The sequence below is a fragment of the Gemmobacter fulvus genome (genome assembly GCF_018798885.1).
GTDB classification, from domain to species: domain Bacteria; phylum Pseudomonadota; class Alphaproteobacteria; order Rhodobacterales; family Rhodobacteraceae; genus Gemmobacter; species Gemmobacter fulvus.
This window is the reverse complement of record NZ_CP076362.1, coordinates 254745-273957: the sequence shown is the minus strand read 5'-3', so window position 1 is coordinate 273957 and position 19213 is coordinate 254745. Positions and strand designations below refer to the sequence as shown.

The window sequence follows — 19213 nt, the reverse complement described above, 5'->3', positions numbered from 1 at the left end:
TTCAGACAGTTTCGCGCCAACTGGACATCCATGTCCAGTAAATTTGCGTCAGAACATGTCGTATTCAGTCGGTGATCGAATCCAACCTGGCGGCAGCAATGAAATCATTTTCGGTCAAGCCGCCGAGTTCGTGGCTGGTGAAGGCCACTTCGCACCAGCCCCAACCAAAGCTGACATCAGGATGATGCCCCAAGCGCTCACCCAACCAAGCGGCAAGATTTGCCATCTGAACGGCCTTGGCAAAGCCCTTGAAGGCATAGCGACGCAAAAGCCGAGTGCCATCCAGCCGCCAGTCGGCATGAAGCGACACCATCAGCTCGGCGGGATCGCCAAGCGTGGTTCCTTCGCCCTTGCAGGGCCCGCAATCGCGGTTGGTCAGATCGCAGACACTCATTCAAGCCACCTTTGCGGGATATTTCGGGGCATGTAGACCTAGGCTACGGGCTTGCGCCACATCGGCCAGCAGATCGCGGCGCGCAGCGGTGAACAGCAAGTCCAGATCGTCGATGACGAAATAGACAGGCTGCAGGATGTCTATGCGGTAAGGTGTGCGAAGGATGTCCAGCACGTCAAAGGGCCTGAGTTCCGGCTGACCACTGGTTGCCCAATTCAGTTCTGCAATGGACGAAGCAAGACCAGACCCGAGCCCCTTCAGGACGCCCGCTTCGCGGGTCAGCCCGAATTCGATGGTGAACCAGTAAAGCCGTATCAGCCAGGCGTAGTCTACCTTCTCTGCCCTCAGCCCCGCCTCGCCGATCGCTTGACTGAAAGCGGCAAAACGAGGGTCGGTCAGCAGCGGCGTGTGGCCAAAAATCTCGTGAAAAATATCAGGCTCTTCTATGTAATCGAAATGTTCGCGCCGCCGGATGAAGGAAGCAGCCGGAAAGCACTTTTCGGCCAACAGCCCGAAGAAGCGGCCGAATCCTATCAGGGCCGGGACCGGCTCTACCCTCCAACCGGTGGCCTTTGTCAGGCTGGCCGAAATCTCGTTGCATTGCGCCACCCGGTCAGCGGGCATGGAGAGCCGCTTTAACCCTTCAAGGTAGGGCGCTGCCATGCGTGCCTGAACAGCAGGCATCTGTCGCGCCATCAGATCGCGCCATACGCCATCCTCTTCACGCGAATAGGGCACATGACCCGTCTCATCTGGGGGCATGGCATTGTAAGTCGAGGTCTTGAGCATCTGTCCCTCCATTGCATTCACGAGCATTGCCGGTTCTTGCAGAAAATTCTTGTCGGAATGACCATCGTCCCGCATCATGTGGAAATCAGATTCCACATTTTCCCAGTTTCTTGGAATTTTATGCCCAAAGTTGATCTATCAGACGCTGACTGTCGTCTGCTACGTGCCCTACAGCGCAATGGTCGTGCCTCGACGCAAGATCTGGCCGAGACGTCTGGCCTTACGTCCTCACCCGCCTGGCGCAGGATAAAGCGGCTTGAAGATCTGGGGGTCATCGCCAGTCATGTTGCACTGCTGGACCGGCACAAACTGGGTCTGACTGTCTTGGCCTACGTCCAGGTTTCACTGACTGACCACACCGAGCCGACAGTGAGCCGCTTTGATGCTTTCGTTCAGGGCAATCCCCAAGTCATGGAATGTGCACGCGTCACTGGGAGCTTCGACTACATGGTTAAGGTCGTCGCCGCAGACGCCGAGGGGTTGGAAACATTTTTAATGCGGCACCTCTTGTCACTTGGCATTGTTCGGACGGCATCGACCAGTTTTGTCCTGCGCCAGATCAAGGCGACAACCGAGCTGCCCCTCGATCAAAGTTAGCACTGCGCGATCCAGTCTTTCCAGTTGGTTGCGCTGATCTGCCAGTGAACTTTACCTAACTGCGACTAGCACCCGGTGGTCAATTTTTTGGTTCCCCAAAAGCTCCTTCTACGGGCGGTTCACAGTTGGAGAGCAGAGCAACGCCGATGGCACTGAACTGGACCGATCTCGCCGAAGAAATGTTTCTGGCCGCAAACGATCAGCCATGTCACATGCGTCGCTTGACTGGGTCGGATGTCGTTGTGCCGGCCAGCGTGTTGAGCGATGTCCGAAGTGGATAGACCACGTGACTTGAGCCAATCCTTTTTGGATATGGCGGGAAGTCACCTAACTGCGGGCCCTGTCCGCGCCTGAACGCTGAATGCTGCTTCATGCTTCGAGCGGCTGCTTTGGTTTATGCAACACTGCGGTAACAATCTCAGCCGAATGACCGGTATGGGCCGCTGTCGCGATCACACTCTGCCGCCCACCTCTTGATAAGTGGATATTACCCAACAACACACCGGGGCGCGAGACCTTGTGCTCCTATCGCATGCCTCAACAAATAATTTCTCGCCCAGCAGAACGCCGGGCAAGAAATGATTACATCGTGGCTATATCCATGACGAAGCGGTATTTCACGTCGCCCTTCAGCATCCGCTCATAGGCTGGTTCGATCTCATCGGCACGGATCATTTCGATCTCCGATGTGATCCCATGCTTGGCGCAGAAATCTAGCATCTCCTGGGTTTCCGGAATGCCGCCGATCATCGAACCCGCGAGGCTGCGGCGGCGCATGATGAAGTTGAACACATTGGGCGAAGGGTGCGGGCTTGCCGGCGCGCCGACCAGCACCATGGTGCCGTCGCGTTTCAGCAGCGCGAGGAACGCATCCAGATCATGCGGCGCGGCGACCGTGTTCAGGATGAAATCGAGGCTGGCGGCCTGGGCTGCCATCTCTTTCGCATTGCGCGAGACGACCACCTCATCCGCGCCAAGCGCCTTGGCATCCGCGCGCTTGCCTTCCGATGTGGTGAAGGCCACCACATGCGCACCCATCGCATGAGCCAGCTTGATGCCCATATGGCCGAGGCCACCGATGCCCACTACGCCGACTTTCTTGCCCGGCCCCACATTCCAGTGGCGCAGCGGCGAGTAGGTGGTGATCCCGGCGCACAGCAGCGGAGCGACGGCGGCCAGTTGGTCCTCGGGGTGGGTGATCTTCAGCACATAGCGTTCATGCACCACCACCTCTTGCGAATAGCCGCCAAGGGTATGGCCGGGCGCGTCGGGCGTGGGCGCATTATAGGTGCCGATCATGCCGTTGCAGTAATTTTCGAACCCGTCATCGCATTCGGCGCAATGCTGGCAGCTGTCGACGACGCAGCCGACACCGACCAGATCGCCGGGCTTGTGGCTGGTGACATGACCGCCGACAGCCGCCACGCGGCCCACGATCTCATGACCGGGAACGCAGGGGTAAAGCGTGCCCGCCCATTCGCCCCGCGCCTGATGCAGGTCGGAATGGCAGATGCCGCAATAGAGGATCTCGATCTGCACATCATGCGCGCCGTGCGCGCGGCGGGTGATGTTGAGGGGGGCCACCGGCTTATCGCCTGCCGCGGCACCATAGGCTTTCACGACCATGTCTGGTCTCCTTTCAGGATTGAATGCGGCGCTGCGACCCCTGTTTGCCGCGACGCCCGGATTTCGGGATGTTCCGCCTTCACCCCAGACGGGGCGGGGCGGGATCAGGCCAGATGCTGCCCGAAGAAGGCTTGCAGCCTGTCGAAGGGAATGATGTCGGTCTGGTCATAAAGATCGACGTGATCGGCCCCGTCGATGATCATCAGCTCCTTTGGTTCAGCAGCGGCGGCGAAAGCATCCTCGCTGAAGTAACGCGAATGGGCGTTCTCACCAGCAATCAGCAATACCGGACGCGGCGTGATCTCAGCGATATAGGTCAGAAGCGGCATATTCATGAAGGACATGGCGCTGGTCACCGTCCAACCGGTCGTCGAGTTGACCGAGCGCAGATGGAAGCCGCGATCCGTCTTGTAATATTCGAAATACATCTGCACGACCGGGTTGTCGACGCCGTCCAGCGTGTCAGGCAGGCCACCGGCGAGCGCCGGGTTGCCATTCTCGGCATCCGCCCAGCGTTGCTGGCTCATCTGTTCCAGAGCCGCTGCGCGCTGCTCCGGGGTGGTGCTGTCATTATAGCCCCGCGCCATGACGCGCGACATGTCATACATGCTGGTGGTCGCCACCGCCCGGATCCTTGTGTCCGAAGCGGCAGCATTCAGCGCCATACCGGCAAAGCCACAGATACCGATCACGCCGATCCGGTTGCGGTCGACCAAAGTCTGCTGGCCGAGATGATCAACGGCGGCGCTGAAATCTTCGGTGTTGATGTCGGGTGAGGCGACCGGATACCCGGGGCCGCCACTTTCGCCAACGAAAGAGGGATCGAAGGCGAGGCTCACATAACCGCGCTCCGCCATGGTCTGGGCATAGAGCCCGGCAGATTGCTCTTTCACCGCGCCGAAGGGGCCGGCCACCGCGAGCGCGGGCAGGGGGCCAGCGGCATCTTTCGGAAGGTAAAGATCACCTGAAAGGGCGATGCCATAGCGGTTGGTGAATGAAACTTTCCGGTGTTCAACCGCATCGCTCTTCGGGAAGGTCTTGTCCCAACCCGTGTCTTCGGCGTGCGCAGGGGCGGCAAGCCCGGTTGCACCAAGCGCCGCAAGGCTGATGCCGCCCAGTTGCAGCAGGCGGCGGCGGTCGATACCGGCGGCGGACTGATCGGCTGCATTCATATTCTGGTCTTCTGTCATCATCATCTCCGTGGGCTATTATGGGGGTTATTATGGGCAATGCGGGGGTGTTGACCGCCCGTGACTTCGGGCGGCCTCATTCGTCGGAAAGGTCAGGGTTCTCGGAGATCAGCCGCCGTATTCGGCGTCAGTCACATGTTCGAGCCAGTCGACCACCTTGCCGTCCAGCACCTCCTGGATCGCGATATGGGTCATGGCAGTGTCCGGCCCGGCGCCGTGCCAGTGACGCTCGCCCGGGGCGAACCAGACCACATCCCCGGGGCGGATCTCGTCAATCGCACCACCTTCGTGCTGCACCCGACCGATGCCCGCCGTCACGATCAGCGTCTGGCCCAGCGGATGCGTGTGCCAGGCGGTGCGGGCGCCGGGTTCAAAGGTGACGCTGGCCCCCTGGACCCGATCAGGGGCGGCGGGGTTGAACAGGGCATCAATCCGGACCTGCCCGGTGAACCAGTCCGCTGGCCCCTTGCGAGACGGCATGTGGCCTGCGCGAAAGATGTCCATGATGGTCTCCTTTCAGGAAACGAGGCTCAGGTGCAGCGGATGCTTGCCCCTGACGAGAAGCGGTGCCACCCCGCCTTCGATCCGGCCCAACAGGATCAGATCGTCGCGATAGGTGTAGTCAGCATGGAAAAACGCCAGATTGCCCCAGCCCCGGAAATAGCACAGATCGCCCGGGGCCTCTGCCGTGATCGGCTGCCGCCCGGTCTCATCAAGGCGGCGCGGCAGGTGGGCCAGTTTCTCATTGCCCGAGAAATCCTCGATCACCAGGTCCAACGGCAGAAGCGAGATCAGGTCGCGGCTCGTGGCGTTATCCTCCATCAGACAGCTGAAATCCTGATCGGCAAAGCGGCAGCGCAGGCGCATCGGGGCGCTCCTTTGGGCATGGACGAGGGCGGGCCAGAGAAGGGCGGCACCGGCAAGCAGATGGCGTCGGTTCATCATGTCCTCCGTCCGATGCGCGCCGCCAGAAGTGCGGCAACCGAGGCGGCCAGCAGCAGGGCTGCGGCGAGGATGAAATCGGCGGCCCAGCCAAAGGCATCGAAGATCAGCCCACCGATGGCAGCGCCTGACATTATGGCCAATTGAATGACCGCGACCTGCAGGCCACCCCCCAGTTCAGCCTGCCTGTGCAATGTGCGTGCCAGCCAGGTGCCCCAGCCCACGGGAGCAGCGGTCGCGAACAGCCCCCACGACAGCAGCAGGAGTGCGACCACGATCTGGTTTTGTGCGAAGAACAGCAGCAGCGCCGCGATCCCGGCCATGGCCAGCGGAATGCCGATAAGCAGCGGGAAAAGCATGACCTTCAGGAGCCGGCTGATTGCCCAGGTCCCGGCCACCCCGGCAATACCGATCAGGAGCAGAACCAGCGACAGCTCCGGCACGCTGAAGCCCGCCACACCTTCGAGGAAGGGCCTGAGATAAGTGAACAGCGCGAACTGCCCCATGAACAGAAAGAAGATCGCTGCCATGCCGGTGGACACCTCCGCCCGCGCCAGCAGCCCGAACGGACCGCCTGTCCGGTTGTTCTCCTCAGCGGGCAGCGAGGGCATGACAAGCCATTGGCAAAGCAGAGCCAGAAGTGCCAGCGGCACAATCAGGAAGAAGGCGCCCCGCCAGCCGATCAGATCGCCCAGCCAGCTGCCCATCGGTGCCGCCACGGTAGCCGCAATCGCGTTGCCCGCATTCAGCGCCGCAAGGCCCTGCGGCACCTGACCGGCAGGCAAGAGCCGCATAACGATGGCGGTCGACATCGACCAGAAGCCACCAATCGCAACACCAAGCAGAGCCCGACCGAACATCAGCACCGGATAGTTCGGCGCGAAGGTCACGATCACCCCCGACACCACCAGAAGCGTCGTCAGACCAAGCTGCAACCGTCGACGGTCCAGGCCGCGGGTGGCCCGCGCAATGGTCAGGCTGGTGATGACCGCAAACAGCCCCGAGATCGAAATTGCCTGCCCGGCATGGCCCTCTGTCACCCCCATATCGGCGGCAATCGGGGTCAGCAGGCTGACCGGCAGAAACTCGGATGCAATCAGCACCGCCACGCAAAGCGCCATGGAGAGGACGGCAAGCCGCGTTGCCCGGCCCGTGTCCTCATGGGTGAAAGTGCTGACTGTCATACCTGGTATCTGCCTCGCCGCTCTGGCTCTGTCTGTTGCCGACGACATGTAGCAGGGCAGCTCCCCGCAGATTACCCGTGTAAATCCGCTTGCATTAATCGACCTGAGCCATAAATTTGCGCGAAACCCTGCCTTTCGCCCGCCTCAGGAGACGTTCAATAGCCCGCGAACAGTTCAACGATCTGCTCTGGTTCCTCGTCGTGGCCGAAGAGCGCAGCTTCACGCGCGCGGCCGCCCGGATCGGGATCTCACAATCCACCCTCAGCCATACGATCAAGCGGCTGGAGACCCGGATGGGTGTCCTGCTCCTGAACCGCACAACCCGGAATGTTGCGCCAACGGAGGCAGGTGAGCGCCTGCGGCAGTCGCTCAGCCCGCGTATTGCCGAGATCGAAGCCGAGATGGCCGCCATCATGGAATATCGGGACAAACCTGCAGGCAGGATCCGGATCACACTCTCGGATCATGCGCTGCGCACGCTCGTTTGGCCAAAACTCGGCCGGGTTCTGCAGGATTATCCGGATCTGCATGTCGAGTTCAGCGTCGACAGTGCCTTCCGCAACATCGTGGACGGCGGCTTTGATGCCGGCATTCGTCTCGGCGAAAGCGTCGAGCAGGACATGGTAGCGGTCCGGATCGGCCCCGACTGGCGGCTGGTGGCCGTGGCCGCACCGGATTACCTCGCGAAACGGGGCATACCGGAACACCCGAAAGACCTGGTCAACCATACCTGCATCAACATCAGACAGGTCGCCGCAGGCGGCCTTTACGCCTGGGAGTTCGAGAAGGACAGCCAGGAGCTGCGCGTGCGCGTGGATGGCCAACTGACCTTCAACGGATCCTACGAAATGGTGGAGGCCGCGCTGCTTGGATATGGCATCGCCTATGTCCCTGAAGACATGGTCACCGACCAGATCCGCGCTGGCACCCTACAGGTCGTGCTGGATGACTGGTCGCAGCCGTTTTCGGGATATTACATCTATTTTCCCAGCCGCAGGCAAAGTCTGCCAGCCTTCCGTGTCGTGGTGGATGCCCTCCGGCACCGCTGACGGGCGAGGTCAAAATCACAACGTATGGTGACCGAAATTCGCCATTGTAGCAGGCGGTGCTGGCCGGATCTCAGCCATCCGGCCAGCCGCGAACTTAATGCGCCTGATAGATCTCGTCCGTCACATGCTCCATCAGCTATGGGCCGTATCGCTACAGGCTTTGCCGCGGTGCCGGCCGAACGGCAGCTTCCGGGAATGCGGCCACGCAGCATGCTGACTGGTCGACCGGCTGCTCAGGGCCGACCTTGACTGCCTTGGGCGGCGGTTCGACTGCGCTAGTCGAACCTCAGGGTAGCTGATCCGCAACATGTTGCTCGGAGGCCAAAGCGGACGCTTAATCATCGCTCATGGAAACCCAGGGTGCCGAGCCGCGCACAGCGCACATTTGGCCGCGCGGCTTCAGCAGATTTTTCTTAACCCCCATTTCAGAGTAATTCCGAGGCTTGCCAGTAGAACACACAGGAACCCGGCAATCTGCATCAGCGAAATCGGTTGTCTGAACCAGGCGGCATCAACAATGATGGCGCTGACCGGATAAAGGAACAGCAGAACAGCAGCGACCGCAATCGGCAGCTTCTGCAAAGCGTTGTAAAGCAGAATATAGACCCCACCGGTATGGACGAGACCAATAATCGCAAACCATTTCCATTGTTCGCCCGTCACCTCTCCCGGGGTTAAAGATAGCCAGGGGGTCAGCACCATGGCGCCGCAGAGGCACTGGATTAAGGTCAGCTGCAATCCCCCGGAGCGCGGCAGCCGTTTTGCGATGATCGTGACCAGCGCGTAAAGCAACGCCGCTGCGACCGCGGCACCTATGCCAATCCAGTCAATCCGTGATTCTCCGTCGGCTACCCCCGACAGGTCGAAGATCCCCGTCGCAAAGGCGAGGCCCATGAGCGCGAGGCCAAACCAGAGAAATGTGATGGAGCGCAGCCTTTCACGAAACAAAAGCGCGCTGACGAGCACCATCAGAAAGGGCTGCACATGAAAGACAATGGTTGCAACCGATATCCCAGACCGGCGGATCGCCTCGAAGAATAGAACCCAGTTCCCGACCATCAGAAACCCGCTGAGAATCGCGAGCAAAAGAACCCGTCTCGGAAGGCGCAACAGGCCCGCAAGATCGCCGCGCAAAGCCGCATATGTCCCCAGCGCAACCGCCGCGATCAGGCAGCGATAGAAGGCGATCGAGAGGGGGGACGCGGCTGCCTGCAACACGCAAAGCCCCAATGTGCCCAGCACCGTCTGAGCCATAATGACTCCTGCAATCCCCTGGTTTTGCGGTGTCATTCCTGCCCTCTCACGATAGGTTCCAGATCAGGAATAGCGCTGGCGAAACAATTGTAAATCAATATAATCGAAAGGTATTGTTTGGGATTCTTAAATAGATGCAGCTTGACCATGTCCTGCTTCGCACCTTCGTCGCCTGCGTTGATGCCATGAGCTTCAACCGGGCGGCGCAGCATGTGCATCGCTCGCCTGCAACAGTCTCGACCCATATCGCGCGGCTGGAGCAAGAGGTCGGCGCGACACTTTTTCTGCGCGATACGCGCAATCTGGCGCTGACCCGTGCTGGAGAGAGACTTGAGGCCTATGCTCGCCGTATCCTGCGCCTGCATGATGAGGCCGCTGAAAGCTTTGGCAGGCCCGGGGTCAGGGGCACGATTACCGTTGGTGCGCCGGATGACTACATCTCGCAATTCTTGCCGCCCGTTTTTCGGCGCTTCGGGTTGCTCTATCCGCAGGCAGAAATCAGGGTGTTCTGCGCGCAATCTACTGCGCTCGTGCCTCTGGTCGCAGCGGGTGAGGTCGATCTCGCGGTTGTGACCCGCTCGAAAGGCGTTGGCGGCCGGTTGATCCGCCGCGAGCCGATGGTATGGATTGCGGCACGCGATGGGGCCGCGCTTGAGAAACAGCCACTCCCGGTGGCGCTGTTTGAGCCGGGATCCGAAGCGCGCCGCGTGACGCTCGCCGCCCTCGCGCAAAGCAATTTGCCCTTCCGCGCGACATATGAAAGCTTCAGTCTGGCCGGCTTACTGACAATCGTCGAGGCGGGACTTGCCATTGCCGCCGTAAGCCGGATGTCGGCTCCTCCGGAGCTCATTCTTCCGTCGGGCGCAATTGGGTTAAAGGCCCCGGAAAATCTCGATATTGTTCTCATACGCAACCGCGCCGCGAACCAGCAGCTCTCCGATGCAGTGGAAGAACTGGTGCTGCAGGTGCCCTAGTGAGAGCGCCAGCCTGACTGGTGGCCCAACTTCATGGCGGGACACACGCTTGTATCCGGCCTGTGCAAAAAAAATTGCGAGAGTCGCTAAGCTTCCCTATATCCGGTCTGACATACAGGGGGCGGTCAGGCCAACGACCGCAATGTCCCGCATTGCTACGACATTTCTCCGAGTTTGCTGCAGCACCCGCCAAAGCGCGACTGTGGAGAATGCGGCGATGCAGTATCCTAGGCAGGTGGCCGACGGCAATGGACCGCAAGCCTTATGCGGACCATGATCGCTGGCCTCAGGCGCTTCGGGGCGATACAAGAATCCATCGGAGGTCAGGGGAAGTCATGCCAACTATCGTATCTGTCCGGGATCTGACCAAGACCTACAAGTCAGGCTTCTCGGCGCTCAAGTCGGTCAATCTGGAGATCGAGGAGGGCGAGATCATCGCACTGCTCGGCCCCAACGGCGCGGGCAAGACCACACTCATCTCGACCATCTGTGGCATCGTGCGCCCCACTTCGGGCAGCGTGACCGTCGGCGGGCATGATGTCGTGCGCGATTTCCGGGCCGCACGCGAGTTGATCGGTCTCGTCCCGCAGGAGATCACGCTGGAGCCGTTCGAGAAGGTAATCAACGCGGTCTCCTTCTCGCGCGGGCTGTTCGGCAAGGCGGCGGACCCGGCGCAGGTCGAGAAGGTGCTGCGGCAACTATCGCTATGGGACAAGAAGGACAGCCCGATCCAGCCGCTGTCGGGCGGCATGAAGCGGCGCGTACTGATCGCCAAGGCGCTGGCGCACCAGCCCCGGGTGCTGTTCCTCGATGAACCCTCTGCCGGCGTGGATGTCGAACTGCGTAAGGACATGTGGTCGGTCGTTGCCGACCTGAAGGCGCAGGGCGTGACGATCATCCTGACCACCCATTACATCGAAGAGGCCGAGGCGATCGCAGACCGGGTGGGCGTGATCAACAAGGGCGAGATCCTGCTGGTCGAGGACAAGGTCGGGCTGATGACCCGGATGGGCCAGAAGCAGCTGCAGGTCGATCTGGCCGGGCCGCTGACGGTCGTGCCCGAAGCGCTGCGCGGATACGCGCTGGAGTTGGGACCGGGCGGCCGCAGCGTGACCTACACCTACGACACAAAGGGCGAGCGTACCGGGATTGTCACCCTGCTGGGCGAGATGCGCGCGGCGGGCCTGCAGATCACTGACCTCGCGACACGGCAAAGCAGCCTCGAAGACATCTTCGTCGGCTTGGTCAGGGGGCAGGCATGAACGTCCAGGCAATCCGGGTGATCTTCAACCGCGAAATGGCGCGCTTCTACCGCACCATCATCGAATCGCTGGTCTCTCCGGTCATCTCGACCTCGCTGTATTTCGTGGTGTTCGGCGCCGCCATCGGCAGCCGGATCGAGACGGTGGATGGCGTGACCTATGGCGCTTTCATCGTGCCCGGGCTCATCATGCTGACGGTGATCACCCAGTCAGTGGCGAATGCGTCCTTCGCGATCCATTTCCCCAAGTTCATCGGCACGATCTACGAGCTCTTGTCCGCGCCCATCGGCACGGCAGAGATCGTCATCGGCTATGTTGGCGCGGCGGCGGTGAAATCCGTCCTGATCGGTCTGGTGATCCTCGCCACGGCGTTCCTGTTCGTCGACCTGCCGATCGCGCATCCGGTTGCGATGTTCGCGCTGCTGGTGCTGACCAGCTTCAGCTTCTCGCTGTTCGGCTTCATCATCGGCATCTGGGCGAAGGATTTCCAACAGCTGCAACTGATCCCGCTGCTGGTCCTGACCCCGTTGATCTTCTTGGGCGGCAGCTTCTACAGCGTGAATATGCTGCCGGGGATCTGGCGCAGCCTCGCGCTGTTCAACCCGGTGGTGTACCTGATGTCGGTCTTCCGCTGGTCGTTCTTCGACACCGCAGACGTGCCGGTGATGGTCAGCCTGCTGGCGATCCTGCTGTTCACCGCCGCCTGCCTCGCGGCGGTCTGGTGGATCTTCCGGACGGGCTGGCGTATCCGGCAGTAGGGTTACGGGTCGGACCGCCTCGTCGCCAATGCGTGTTTACGGCCGGGGAACTAGAGGTAAATGTCCGCTTCGTCCGCATCGGCGATTGTGCCCGGTCTGGATCGCTACGGCAAACATGAGTGGCCGGTCTGGGGAAGCCGCAAGTGGCGTCCCGGATGGCAAGTATGGGTCGCTTAGCCTGGCTCGGCCAAGGCAGTTCAAGCCCATAACCACCGATCTACCTCGCGCTACACTGTAACCAAGCAAGCTTGAAAGCTGCTGTTCGGGTAGTGCTGCAGCAGCAATGAAGGCGCAGCTCCGGATTTCTCTAGCGCCGCGACATTCTCCGGAGGACCAGCAGTATGCCTTCCCATGCCAGCCCCAGCAATCCGCCCCCAAGGAAGAAAAGTGAAATCAGCATCAGCCAGCCCATGACGGCCATCGTGTAAAGCACTCCACCGATATCGGCCCCGAACACGATGCAAGGCTGTGCAAAGCCCTCATGCAACGCGCAGCCGTTCGATTCGGCAATCAGCCCGGCGAGGGCCACCGAAACGAGTGGCGCTATCCCGATAACGACCATCAGGATCAGCAGCCCTATCCGGCGCGAGACCTTCATCCCGGCAGCCGATCATGCGCGGCGGCGGTTCATGACCGCAGCAGCAGCCAATGCGACCAGACCCGCGCCGATCATTGCCCAGTCGAAGAGATGTGCTGTCAGGTCGCCCTGACTGGCCTCCGAGATCCGGCGCGCCGCTGCCTGGGCATCATCGCCCGATGCCTGCGCATCCATCATCGCCACCATACCGACATCGCTGCATTTCGGCAGTAAAAGCGCCAGCGCTTCGGCGTCGGTGCCGCTTTGCGCACGGACCTGTTGTTCGCAACGCGCTTGGTCTGCGGCGCTGACGCCCACCCCGGCAAATTGCCGGTAGCCGCCAAGGCCCAGCAGTGCCAGACCAATGATAACGAGAAGAAGTTTCTTCATAGGACTTTCCCCCATTCAGGATTTCGTCGCCCCCTGTAGTACAGATGTCCTGCTGGAACAGTCACCCCCGGATTCCGGTGGGACGTATCCCTCGTCCCATTCGGCAGGATCATGCCAGAAGCCAGACCTCCATGCTTGGAACCCGTCGGCTTCCGGTCCATGCTGCCCGACATCCGCAGGCGGCCTCTGATCGGGGGGCTGAGACGTAACCATTGGCGAATTTTGATGATCAGGATCACGTTGTCTGCCCTTGCCCTGCTCTCGTTTGGGTTCGGCGTTCCCGCTCTGGCGCAGGAGCTTCCGCCGCATCAGCCGCTGGAAACCCGCCATATCTGCACGGCCCAACCCATCTACAGTGCGCCAGACGGGGCCGAGGCGCGCGTCCTTTCGGCGGGGGAAGTGGTCACATTGCGCGACGTGACCTTCGGCCCGGATGGCGCGGCATGGTTCGCTTTGGACTATGCGACCGGCAAGGATCTGGAGCGGGCGGTGGGGTATCTGCAGACTGCCGACGTTACCCATTTCTGTCCGCCGTCGACGGCCATGACCGCTGATGGTTTCGGCCAGATCTATCTTGCCCCACCGAACACCTGCCACCTTGTCGCAGGCCATGCCGATACGCTTCGGGAGCTGAACAATCTCGCGGTATCCCTGCCTGCCTTTGGCCGCTCGGCTTCGGGGTATCGGCTGTATTCGGGGGGCTATGCGCTGGTGCTGGGCCTTCTCAGCACCGGGGCCAGCGAGCGGATACTCCGCCTTTCCGATCAGTTGCCCAAAGGCAGTTCCTGCGCCTCAGGCGCTGATTTCAGCCAGGCTCTGATCTTCGAAGACGCCGGATTTGTCGAAGCGGGGCGCGACGGGTTTCAGGAGGCTGCCGCCTTGCTGGCCGAGGCCCGTCAGGCCGGTGACCCGACAGGGATGAAACGGGCCTGCGATCTGGGCCTCGGTACGGCCTGCACCGCATTTTCCAGCCTGATCTATGAGGCGCCGGACGGCCCGGACCGTGGGCCGGCTGTGGTCACACGCTATGCTCTGTTGGGCTGCATGGCCAAAGACTTGGAAGGATGCCAACTGGCAATCAACCGGCAGGAAAATACGACAGAGCTTGTGCGGGATCATGCGCTTGCGGGTGAGACGGCGGCAGACGACAGCGTGACGACGGAACTGGCGAAACTGCTTTGCGATGCGCAGGACCGCATCGGCTGTATCCTGCTGGCGCGGAACACGGCGGCGGATCGTAGCCCGTCCCTGGTCGAGGCTGCGTCGAATTTCGCGGCCAATCTGACCGCCTGCCAGCAAGGGATCGACTGGATATGTGAGTCCTTGGAAGAGGGATTCGGCGTGGTGACAGCGGCGCGGGGCACGGGCCCGACCATGGATGAACGTTTTGCACTTGCGGGCATCGAGGCGGGGATCTGCACCCAGGGGCCGCGCGACCCAAATCAGCGCAGCTGTAAATCCGCCTATTATCTCTACCGTGATTTCTTGACCTATGGCGATCCCGCCGCACGCGATCTGGCGCGGGTGACCCGGGCCAGCGCCTTCCTGACCAGCGGCTGCGCCGCGGGCGATCCGGAGGCCTGTGCCACCCCGTCAAATCTGCCGGATTTCTGGCCAGCGGCCGAGCGTCAGGCCGCCACCACACGCGCGATTGCGCTCTGTAACGCGCAGGAGAGCAAGGACAGCATCTGCGCAAGCCTTGGCGCGGCCATCGACGCGACACTGCCTGAGGCCCGCCCCGCCTTGCGTGTAAGATATGACGCTCTCGCACAGTCCTGCCTGTCCCAGGAGGAAGGATCGTCGCAGGAATGCAGTCAGGCTCTCTATCTCTATGCCGCGCTGGAGGCACCGGATGGCCTGAACACGGTAGTGGCCATGCTGAAAGAGGCCTGCTCGCTTGCCAATACCAAGGGCTGTGAACCGCTTGCGCGGATTTACGGCAAGGTCGGGTATGAGGCTCAGGGTGTCACGATCCCCGCCCGCGACAACCCCGAGGCCTATCTTGCAGCCCTGCGCATGGGGTGCCGGGACGAGCGCAAAATGGCGGAGGCGGACAATACTTGCAGTCTGCTTGCGGATGCTCTGGCGGAAGGTGGTGATGGGGAAGGCGCGCTGCAGGTCCGCGCCATGGCCTGTGAGGCGATGATTTCCAGCGGAGACGACCAGGACACCTGGGCCTGTTATGACGCTGCAAAACTGGCACTGGAACAACAGGCGCGCCTGCCCGAGGCCCTGCGGTGGGCCGAGTTCACCTGCAATGGCGCCGACGCGTCTGTGGCACCCTATGGGTGCAAGCTGACCGGAAATCTGCTTTCCGACGGGATAGCGCAGCCCGCAGATCCGGCGCTTGCGCTGGCCGCCTATCAGCGCGGCTGCTTCCATCATCGCGTTGCCACCACCGATGGCGAGGCCTGCCTGATTTATGGCGCAATGCTGATTGATACTGTCCGGCGGGGCGAGATACCGACACAACCGCTGGCTTTCGCGCACCAAGAGGAGGGTGAATATCCGTTGCCCCCGCGGGTGCTGGCCGAGGCTTCGCGCGCTTTCGACATGGGCTGCATGGACAATATCGCGCAGGCTTGTGCGGCCAATGCGCAGTTGCTGGTGGAGTGGAGCACGGGCGAGTTGCCCGCTGACCAGTTCACCTGTCAAGTCAGGGCCGCGAGCGGTGAAGTGACCTCGACCAAGCTCTGCCGCGGCCTCATCTTTTATCAGGCCTCGGCAGAGATGCAGAAGCTGCGCGAGCAGATCGCGCTTAACGTCTATGTCTGGCCGGATGGCGACCGCAGCGTGACTTATATCCGGGATGGTATCTGGCGCCTGAACGAAGTCAGGATCGACGATCCGATTATCGAAGCGGATGGCCGCTGCTGGCACAACCCAATCTCGACCCGCAGTTTCTGTGTGGCGCCAATACGCTGACGATCAAGCATTGAAAAGTCGACCCATACCGGGCAGTCGACTCTCCACATGCTGAGTAGTGGCTCGACTGAAGCAGCCGTTCGACCTGTGCGCAGCGAAATCTTAGCCATGATAGTCAGCTATGCGGGATAATACGAATGTCACATTAGCAATTGTATCTGTCAGGACGTCGTGGCGGTCCATTTCTGACGGCTCTTGCACAGGGCGTAGGCGATGGTGACCAGCCTTCTCGCGTCAGCGGTGATGATGCCTTATCCGGTTTTTCGGCCTTGCGGAGGAGATCTGCGGAGGATTTCAGGCTCGGGTTGTGACGTGCCGCGACTAGGGCCGCTTGGAACATCACATGCCGCAGGGAACGATGACCACCTGCGATGGCCCTTCTCCGCGAAGGGTTTCGCTGTCCTGCGCATCCGGTGCCAATCCAGTGAGTGGGCAACCTCTTCGCCGGTGATGCGCGCGGCGCACCGGTCTCGGAGCAGGGCCACCGCAGACATCCCCGGCTCACGGACCGCTACTGGCGCATGCTTCGGTCGTCAGCCGCCTGAGCGTCGCCAAGGTGCCGTTACAGCGTAGGACGATTTCCTGCTCGGACAGGGCGGGTTGGTCGTGAATAATGCGCCGAACCTGCAAATCGCCCAGAAGCACTCCGAGGAACCAGCCAGTGACTTGATTCGGGTCGTGGTGCGATCCTGTGCAAAGCCGTTCCATCAGGCGGCAGATCAGCGGCCGGATCTCCTCACGCCCGCCCGCCGAGATCGCCGCCCCGAGGGCACCAGTTGGGTCTGCGGCAGCCGCACGGTTCAACAGTATCGCCCGGTCACCAAGGATCATCCGCAAGAAGGTCGGCGCCACGGCGGCAAGCGCTTCCCATGGGTCGTCATGGCACTCCAGCGCATTTTCTAGCAGGCGCCGCGTATCGGCGGCGTTCTCGCGTGCCATGGCCGTGAACAGCCCGTCCTTGTCACCATACCAGCGATAGAGCGTCTCGTTCGAGGCCTGCGCGGCCCGCGCAATGCGCAGCATCGACGTGCCGCCATAGCCGTGCTGCGCCAGCAATGCATAGGCGGCGGCATGGATCGTGGCTTCGCGCCTTTGTCGGGTCGTGTCGTCCATCGTCAGATCGTCCATCATCGGTCGAGGCTTTACAAGATCCGTACACATCTATACGGATTTGACAATGCGTATAGATGTGTACGGATTGGAGGCGCAAGGTGCGTAACACAACCACGGGAATGGTCTTTCTATCCATGCTCCTGAGCGGAGCGATCTTCGGCTTCTTTTACGCTTGGGTCTGCTCGACCATGTGGGGGCTGGATGCTGCCGACCCGCGCGTTGCCATCGCAGCGATGCAGGCAATGAACGCCTCGGTGCGCAATGTGGTATTCGCGCCGGCCTTTTTTGGAACGCCCTTTGCTCTGCTGCTGACCAGCGGGCTCTTGCTGCGGGATGGCTTCCGGAGCGGGGCGCTCGGCTTTTCGCTTGGCGGCGTCATCTACCTGTGCTGCGGGATGGTGCTGACCATGATCGTCAATGTGCCGATGAACGAGGTGCTTGCCGGTGTCACCGTGCCGGAGGACATCGAGGCGGCACGCCACATCTGGGCCGAGTATTCAAGGCCCTGGCAGGTCTGGAACCAGATCCGCACCACCGCTTCGGGCATCGCGCTCCTTGCCACGATCGGTGGGTTGATCTCGATGGTGCCGTTCAGGCGAAAGACCACCAGCTATCCCGATCGGAATGGTCCGAGATAGGAGACCTGTGCAGGATCAGATCACACCCAGCATGCGCATTGCTTCGGCAACCCGCACGAAACCTGCCACATTTGCACCCAGCACATAGTTGCCCGGCGCGCCGTATTCCTCGGCTGTCTGGTAGCAGCTATCGTGAATGCCGCGCATGATGGTGGCCAGCCGCGCCTCGGTCTGATCGAAGGTCCAGCTGTCGCGGCTGGCGTTCTGCTGCATCTCCAGCGCCGATGTGGCCACCCCGCCCGCGTTGGCAGCCTTGCCGGGCGCGAACATCACGCCTGCATCCTGGAACGCCTTGATGGCTTCGGGCGTCGAGGGCATGTTCGCACCTTCGCCCACCGCGATGACACCATTCCTGATCAGCGTGGCGGCATCCTTGCCCGACAGTTCATTCTGGGTGGCTGACGGCATCGCCACATCGCAAGGCACATCCCAGATCGACCCCTTGTCAGCGGCGATGAAATGCGCGCCCTGGCCCCTGCGCCGGGCGTATTCGGAAATCCGTTCGCGCCGCACATTCTTGATGTCTTTCAACAGGTCCAGATCAATCTCGTTCTCGTCGACGACATAGCCTGAGCTGTCCGAACAGGCGATGATCTTGCCGCCATAGGATTGCACCTTTTCGATGGTATAGATGGCCACGTTGCCCGAGCCCGACACCACGACCTTCTTGCCGTCGAACGAGGTGCCTTTGGTTTCCAGCATCGCCTGCACGAAATAGGTGTTGCCGTAGCCCGTCGCCTCCGTGCGCGCACGTGACCCGCCGTAGGCCAGCGCCTTGCCGGTGAACACGCCGGCCTCGAACCGGTTGTTCAAGCGCTTGTACTGGCCGAACATATAGCCGATTTCCCGCCCGCCGACGCCGATATCGCCCGCAGGCACGTCGGTTTGTTCGCCCAGATGGCGATGCAGCTCTGTCATCAGCGACTGGCAGAAGCGCATGATCTCGGCGTCCGACCGGCCCTTGGGGTCGAAATCCGACCCACCCTTGCCGCCGCCGATCGGCATGCCGGTCAGCGCGTTCTTGAAGGTCTGCTCGAAGCCGAGGAACTTGATGATCCCGACATTTACCGACGGGTGGAACCGCATCCCGCCCTTGTAGGGGCCAAGGGCCGAGTTGAACTGCACCCGAAAGCCCCGGTTGATCTGAACCTGGCCCTTGTCATCCACCCATGGGATACGGAAGATGATCTGGCGTTCGGGTTCGCAGATGCGTTCGATAAGGGCGTGGTCGAGGTAGTGCGGATGTTTTGCCACCACGCGACCAAGGCTTTCCAGCACCTCGTGAACGGCCTGATGAAACTCGGGCTCGCCCGCATTGCGACGGACGACTTCGGCAAGGATGGGTTGGAGTTTCTCGTCGATACTGTTCATCGGGCCACCTCTTGGAACTGTCTGCTGGACGCCTGCTTTTTGCTCATTTAGCGGACAATTTCAGCAAAGGAAATAAAATTTCAGCCCGGGAAATAAATCGTGTCCCCGCAACACTTGTCACGCGACGCGTTGAGGGAACTCAGCGACGGCATGACAGCGGTGCGGCGGAACCACGCGGTT

19 protein-coding genes are annotated in these 19213 nt (G+C 61.3%); 7 read left to right on the top strand and 12 right to left on the bottom strand.

Annotated features, from left to right (window positions below; all coding sequences use genetic code 11):
- Positions 1 to 64: 64 nt before the first annotated feature.
- The gene (locus KM031_RS17750; RefSeq protein WP_215505181.1) at positions 65 to 394 is read right to left on the bottom strand and encodes a 4a-hydroxytetrahydrobiopterin dehydratase; all 330 of its coding nucleotides are present in this window, start codon (positions 392 to 394) and stop codon (positions 65 to 67) included.
- Positions 395 to 1195 carry a phenylalanine 4-monooxygenase gene (phhA, locus tag KM031_RS17745; protein WP_260692180.1) on the bottom strand — a complete coding sequence of 267 codons (801 nt, stop codon included), beginning with the start codon at positions 1193 to 1195 and terminating at the stop codon, positions 395 to 397. It abuts the gene before it with no gap.
- 45 nt (positions 1196 to 1240) lie between these two features.
- On the opposite strand from phhA, the gene KM031_RS17740 reads away from it, so the two are divergent.
- Positions 1241 to 1780 carry an Lrp/AsnC family transcriptional regulator gene (locus KM031_RS17740; RefSeq protein WP_246567063.1) on the top strand — a complete coding sequence of 180 codons (540 nt, stop codon included), beginning with the start codon at positions 1241 to 1243 and terminating at the stop codon, positions 1778 to 1780.
- A 582-nt stretch (positions 1781 to 2362) separates the two neighbouring features.
- Here the strand turns inward: KM031_RS17740 and KM031_RS17735 are convergent.
- From KM031_RS17735 to KM031_RS17715, 5 genes are all read right to left on the bottom strand, one after another.
- Positions 2363 to 3406 carry an NAD(P)-dependent alcohol dehydrogenase gene (locus KM031_RS17735; RefSeq protein ID WP_215505183.1) on the bottom strand — a complete coding sequence of 348 codons (1044 nt, stop codon included), beginning with the start codon at positions 3404 to 3406 and terminating at the stop codon, positions 2363 to 2365.
- A gap of 104 nt (positions 3407 to 3510) precedes the next feature.
- The gene (locus KM031_RS17730) at positions 3511 to 4599 is read right to left on the bottom strand and encodes an alpha/beta hydrolase (RefSeq protein ID WP_260692179.1); all 1089 of its coding nucleotides are present in this window, start codon (positions 4597 to 4599) and stop codon (positions 3511 to 3513) included.
- A gap of 105 nt (positions 4600 to 4704) precedes the next feature.
- Positions 4705 to 5100: a (R)-mandelonitrile lyase gene (locus KM031_RS17725; protein WP_215505184.1), complete on the bottom strand. Its 396-nt coding sequence runs from the start codon at positions 5098 to 5100 to the stop codon at positions 4705 to 4707.
- 12 nt (positions 5101 to 5112) lie between these two features.
- Positions 5113 to 5541 (bottom strand): cyclophilin-like fold protein, encoded by a 429-nt coding sequence (locus KM031_RS17720; protein WP_246567065.1) that lies wholly within the window; start codon positions 5539 to 5541, stop codon positions 5113 to 5115.
- Complete coding sequence (locus KM031_RS17715; protein WP_215505185.1) at positions 5538 to 6722, bottom strand: MFS transporter; 1185 nt, start codon at positions 6720 to 6722, stop codon at positions 5538 to 5540. The genes KM031_RS17720 and KM031_RS17715 overlap by 4 nt, the downstream gene beginning before the upstream one ends.
- A gap of 158 nt (positions 6723 to 6880) precedes the next feature.
- On the opposite strand from KM031_RS17715, the gene KM031_RS17710 reads away from it, so the two are divergent.
- Positions 6881 to 7771, top strand: a complete 891-nt coding sequence (locus tag KM031_RS17710; protein ID WP_215505437.1) for a LysR family transcriptional regulator — start codon at positions 6881 to 6883, stop codon at positions 7769 to 7771.
- 399 nt (positions 7772 to 8170) lie between these two features.
- Here the strand turns inward: KM031_RS17710 and KM031_RS17705 are convergent, their stop codons facing one another.
- Complete coding sequence (locus KM031_RS17705) at positions 8171 to 9061, bottom strand: DMT family transporter (protein ID WP_215505186.1); 891 nt, start codon at positions 9059 to 9061, stop codon at positions 8171 to 8173.
- A 98-nt stretch (positions 9062 to 9159) separates the two neighbouring features.
- Between KM031_RS17705 and KM031_RS17700 the strand changes: the two genes are divergently transcribed.
- From KM031_RS17700 to KM031_RS17690, 3 genes are all read left to right on the top strand, one after another.
- A complete protein-coding gene (locus KM031_RS17700) occupies positions 9160 to 9999 on the top strand; it encodes a LysR substrate-binding domain-containing protein (RefSeq protein ID WP_215505187.1) in 840 nt (279 codons plus the stop codon).
- Positions 10000 to 10334: 335 nt separating this feature from the next.
- The gene (locus KM031_RS17695) at positions 10335 to 11261 is read left to right on the top strand and encodes an ABC transporter ATP-binding protein (RefSeq protein WP_215505188.1); all 927 of its coding nucleotides are present in this window, start codon (positions 10335 to 10337) and stop codon (positions 11259 to 11261) included.
- Entirely contained in the window at positions 11258 to 12019 is a 762-nt protein-coding gene (locus tag KM031_RS17690; protein ID WP_215505189.1) for an ABC transporter permease, read from the top strand. The genes KM031_RS17695 and KM031_RS17690 overlap by 4 nt, the downstream gene beginning before the upstream one ends.
- A gap of 307 nt (positions 12020 to 12326) precedes the next feature.
- Here KM031_RS17690 and KM031_RS17685 read toward each other — a convergent pair whose 3' ends face one another.
- Positions 12327 to 12617 carry a hypothetical protein gene (locus KM031_RS17685; RefSeq protein ID WP_215505190.1) on the bottom strand — a complete coding sequence of 97 codons (291 nt, stop codon included), beginning with the start codon at positions 12615 to 12617 and terminating at the stop codon, positions 12327 to 12329.
- 12 nt (positions 12618 to 12629) lie between these two features.
- On the bottom strand, positions 12630 to 12986 hold the full coding sequence (locus tag KM031_RS17680; protein WP_215505191.1) for a hypothetical protein: 357 nt from the start codon (positions 12984 to 12986) through the stop codon (positions 12630 to 12632).
- 225 nt (positions 12987 to 13211) lie between these two features.
- On the opposite strand from KM031_RS17680, the gene KM031_RS17675 reads away from it, so the two are divergent.
- The gene (locus tag KM031_RS17675; RefSeq protein WP_215505192.1) at positions 13212 to 15911 is read left to right on the top strand and encodes a hypothetical protein; all 2700 of its coding nucleotides are present in this window, start codon (positions 13212 to 13214) and stop codon (positions 15909 to 15911) included.
- Positions 15912 to 16412: 501 nt separating this feature from the next.
- Here KM031_RS17675 and KM031_RS17670 read toward each other — a convergent pair.
- Complete coding sequence (locus KM031_RS17670; RefSeq protein ID WP_246567066.1) at positions 16413 to 17042, bottom strand: TetR/AcrR family transcriptional regulator; 630 nt, start codon at positions 17040 to 17042, stop codon at positions 16413 to 16415.
- Positions 17043 to 17122: 80 nt separating this feature from the next.
- On the opposite strand from KM031_RS17670, the gene KM031_RS17665 reads away from it, so the two are divergent.
- A complete protein-coding gene (locus KM031_RS17665) occupies positions 17123 to 17662 on the top strand; it encodes an anthrone oxygenase family protein (RefSeq protein WP_369694657.1) in 540 nt (179 codons plus the stop codon).
- A gap of 15 nt (positions 17663 to 17677) precedes the next feature.
- Here the strand turns inward: KM031_RS17665 and gdhA are convergent, their stop codons facing one another.
- Complete coding sequence (gene gdhA, locus KM031_RS17660) at positions 17678 to 19033, bottom strand: NADP-specific glutamate dehydrogenase (protein ID WP_215505194.1); 1356 nt, start codon at positions 19031 to 19033, stop codon at positions 17678 to 17680.
- Positions 19034 to 19213 lie beyond the last annotated feature (180 nt).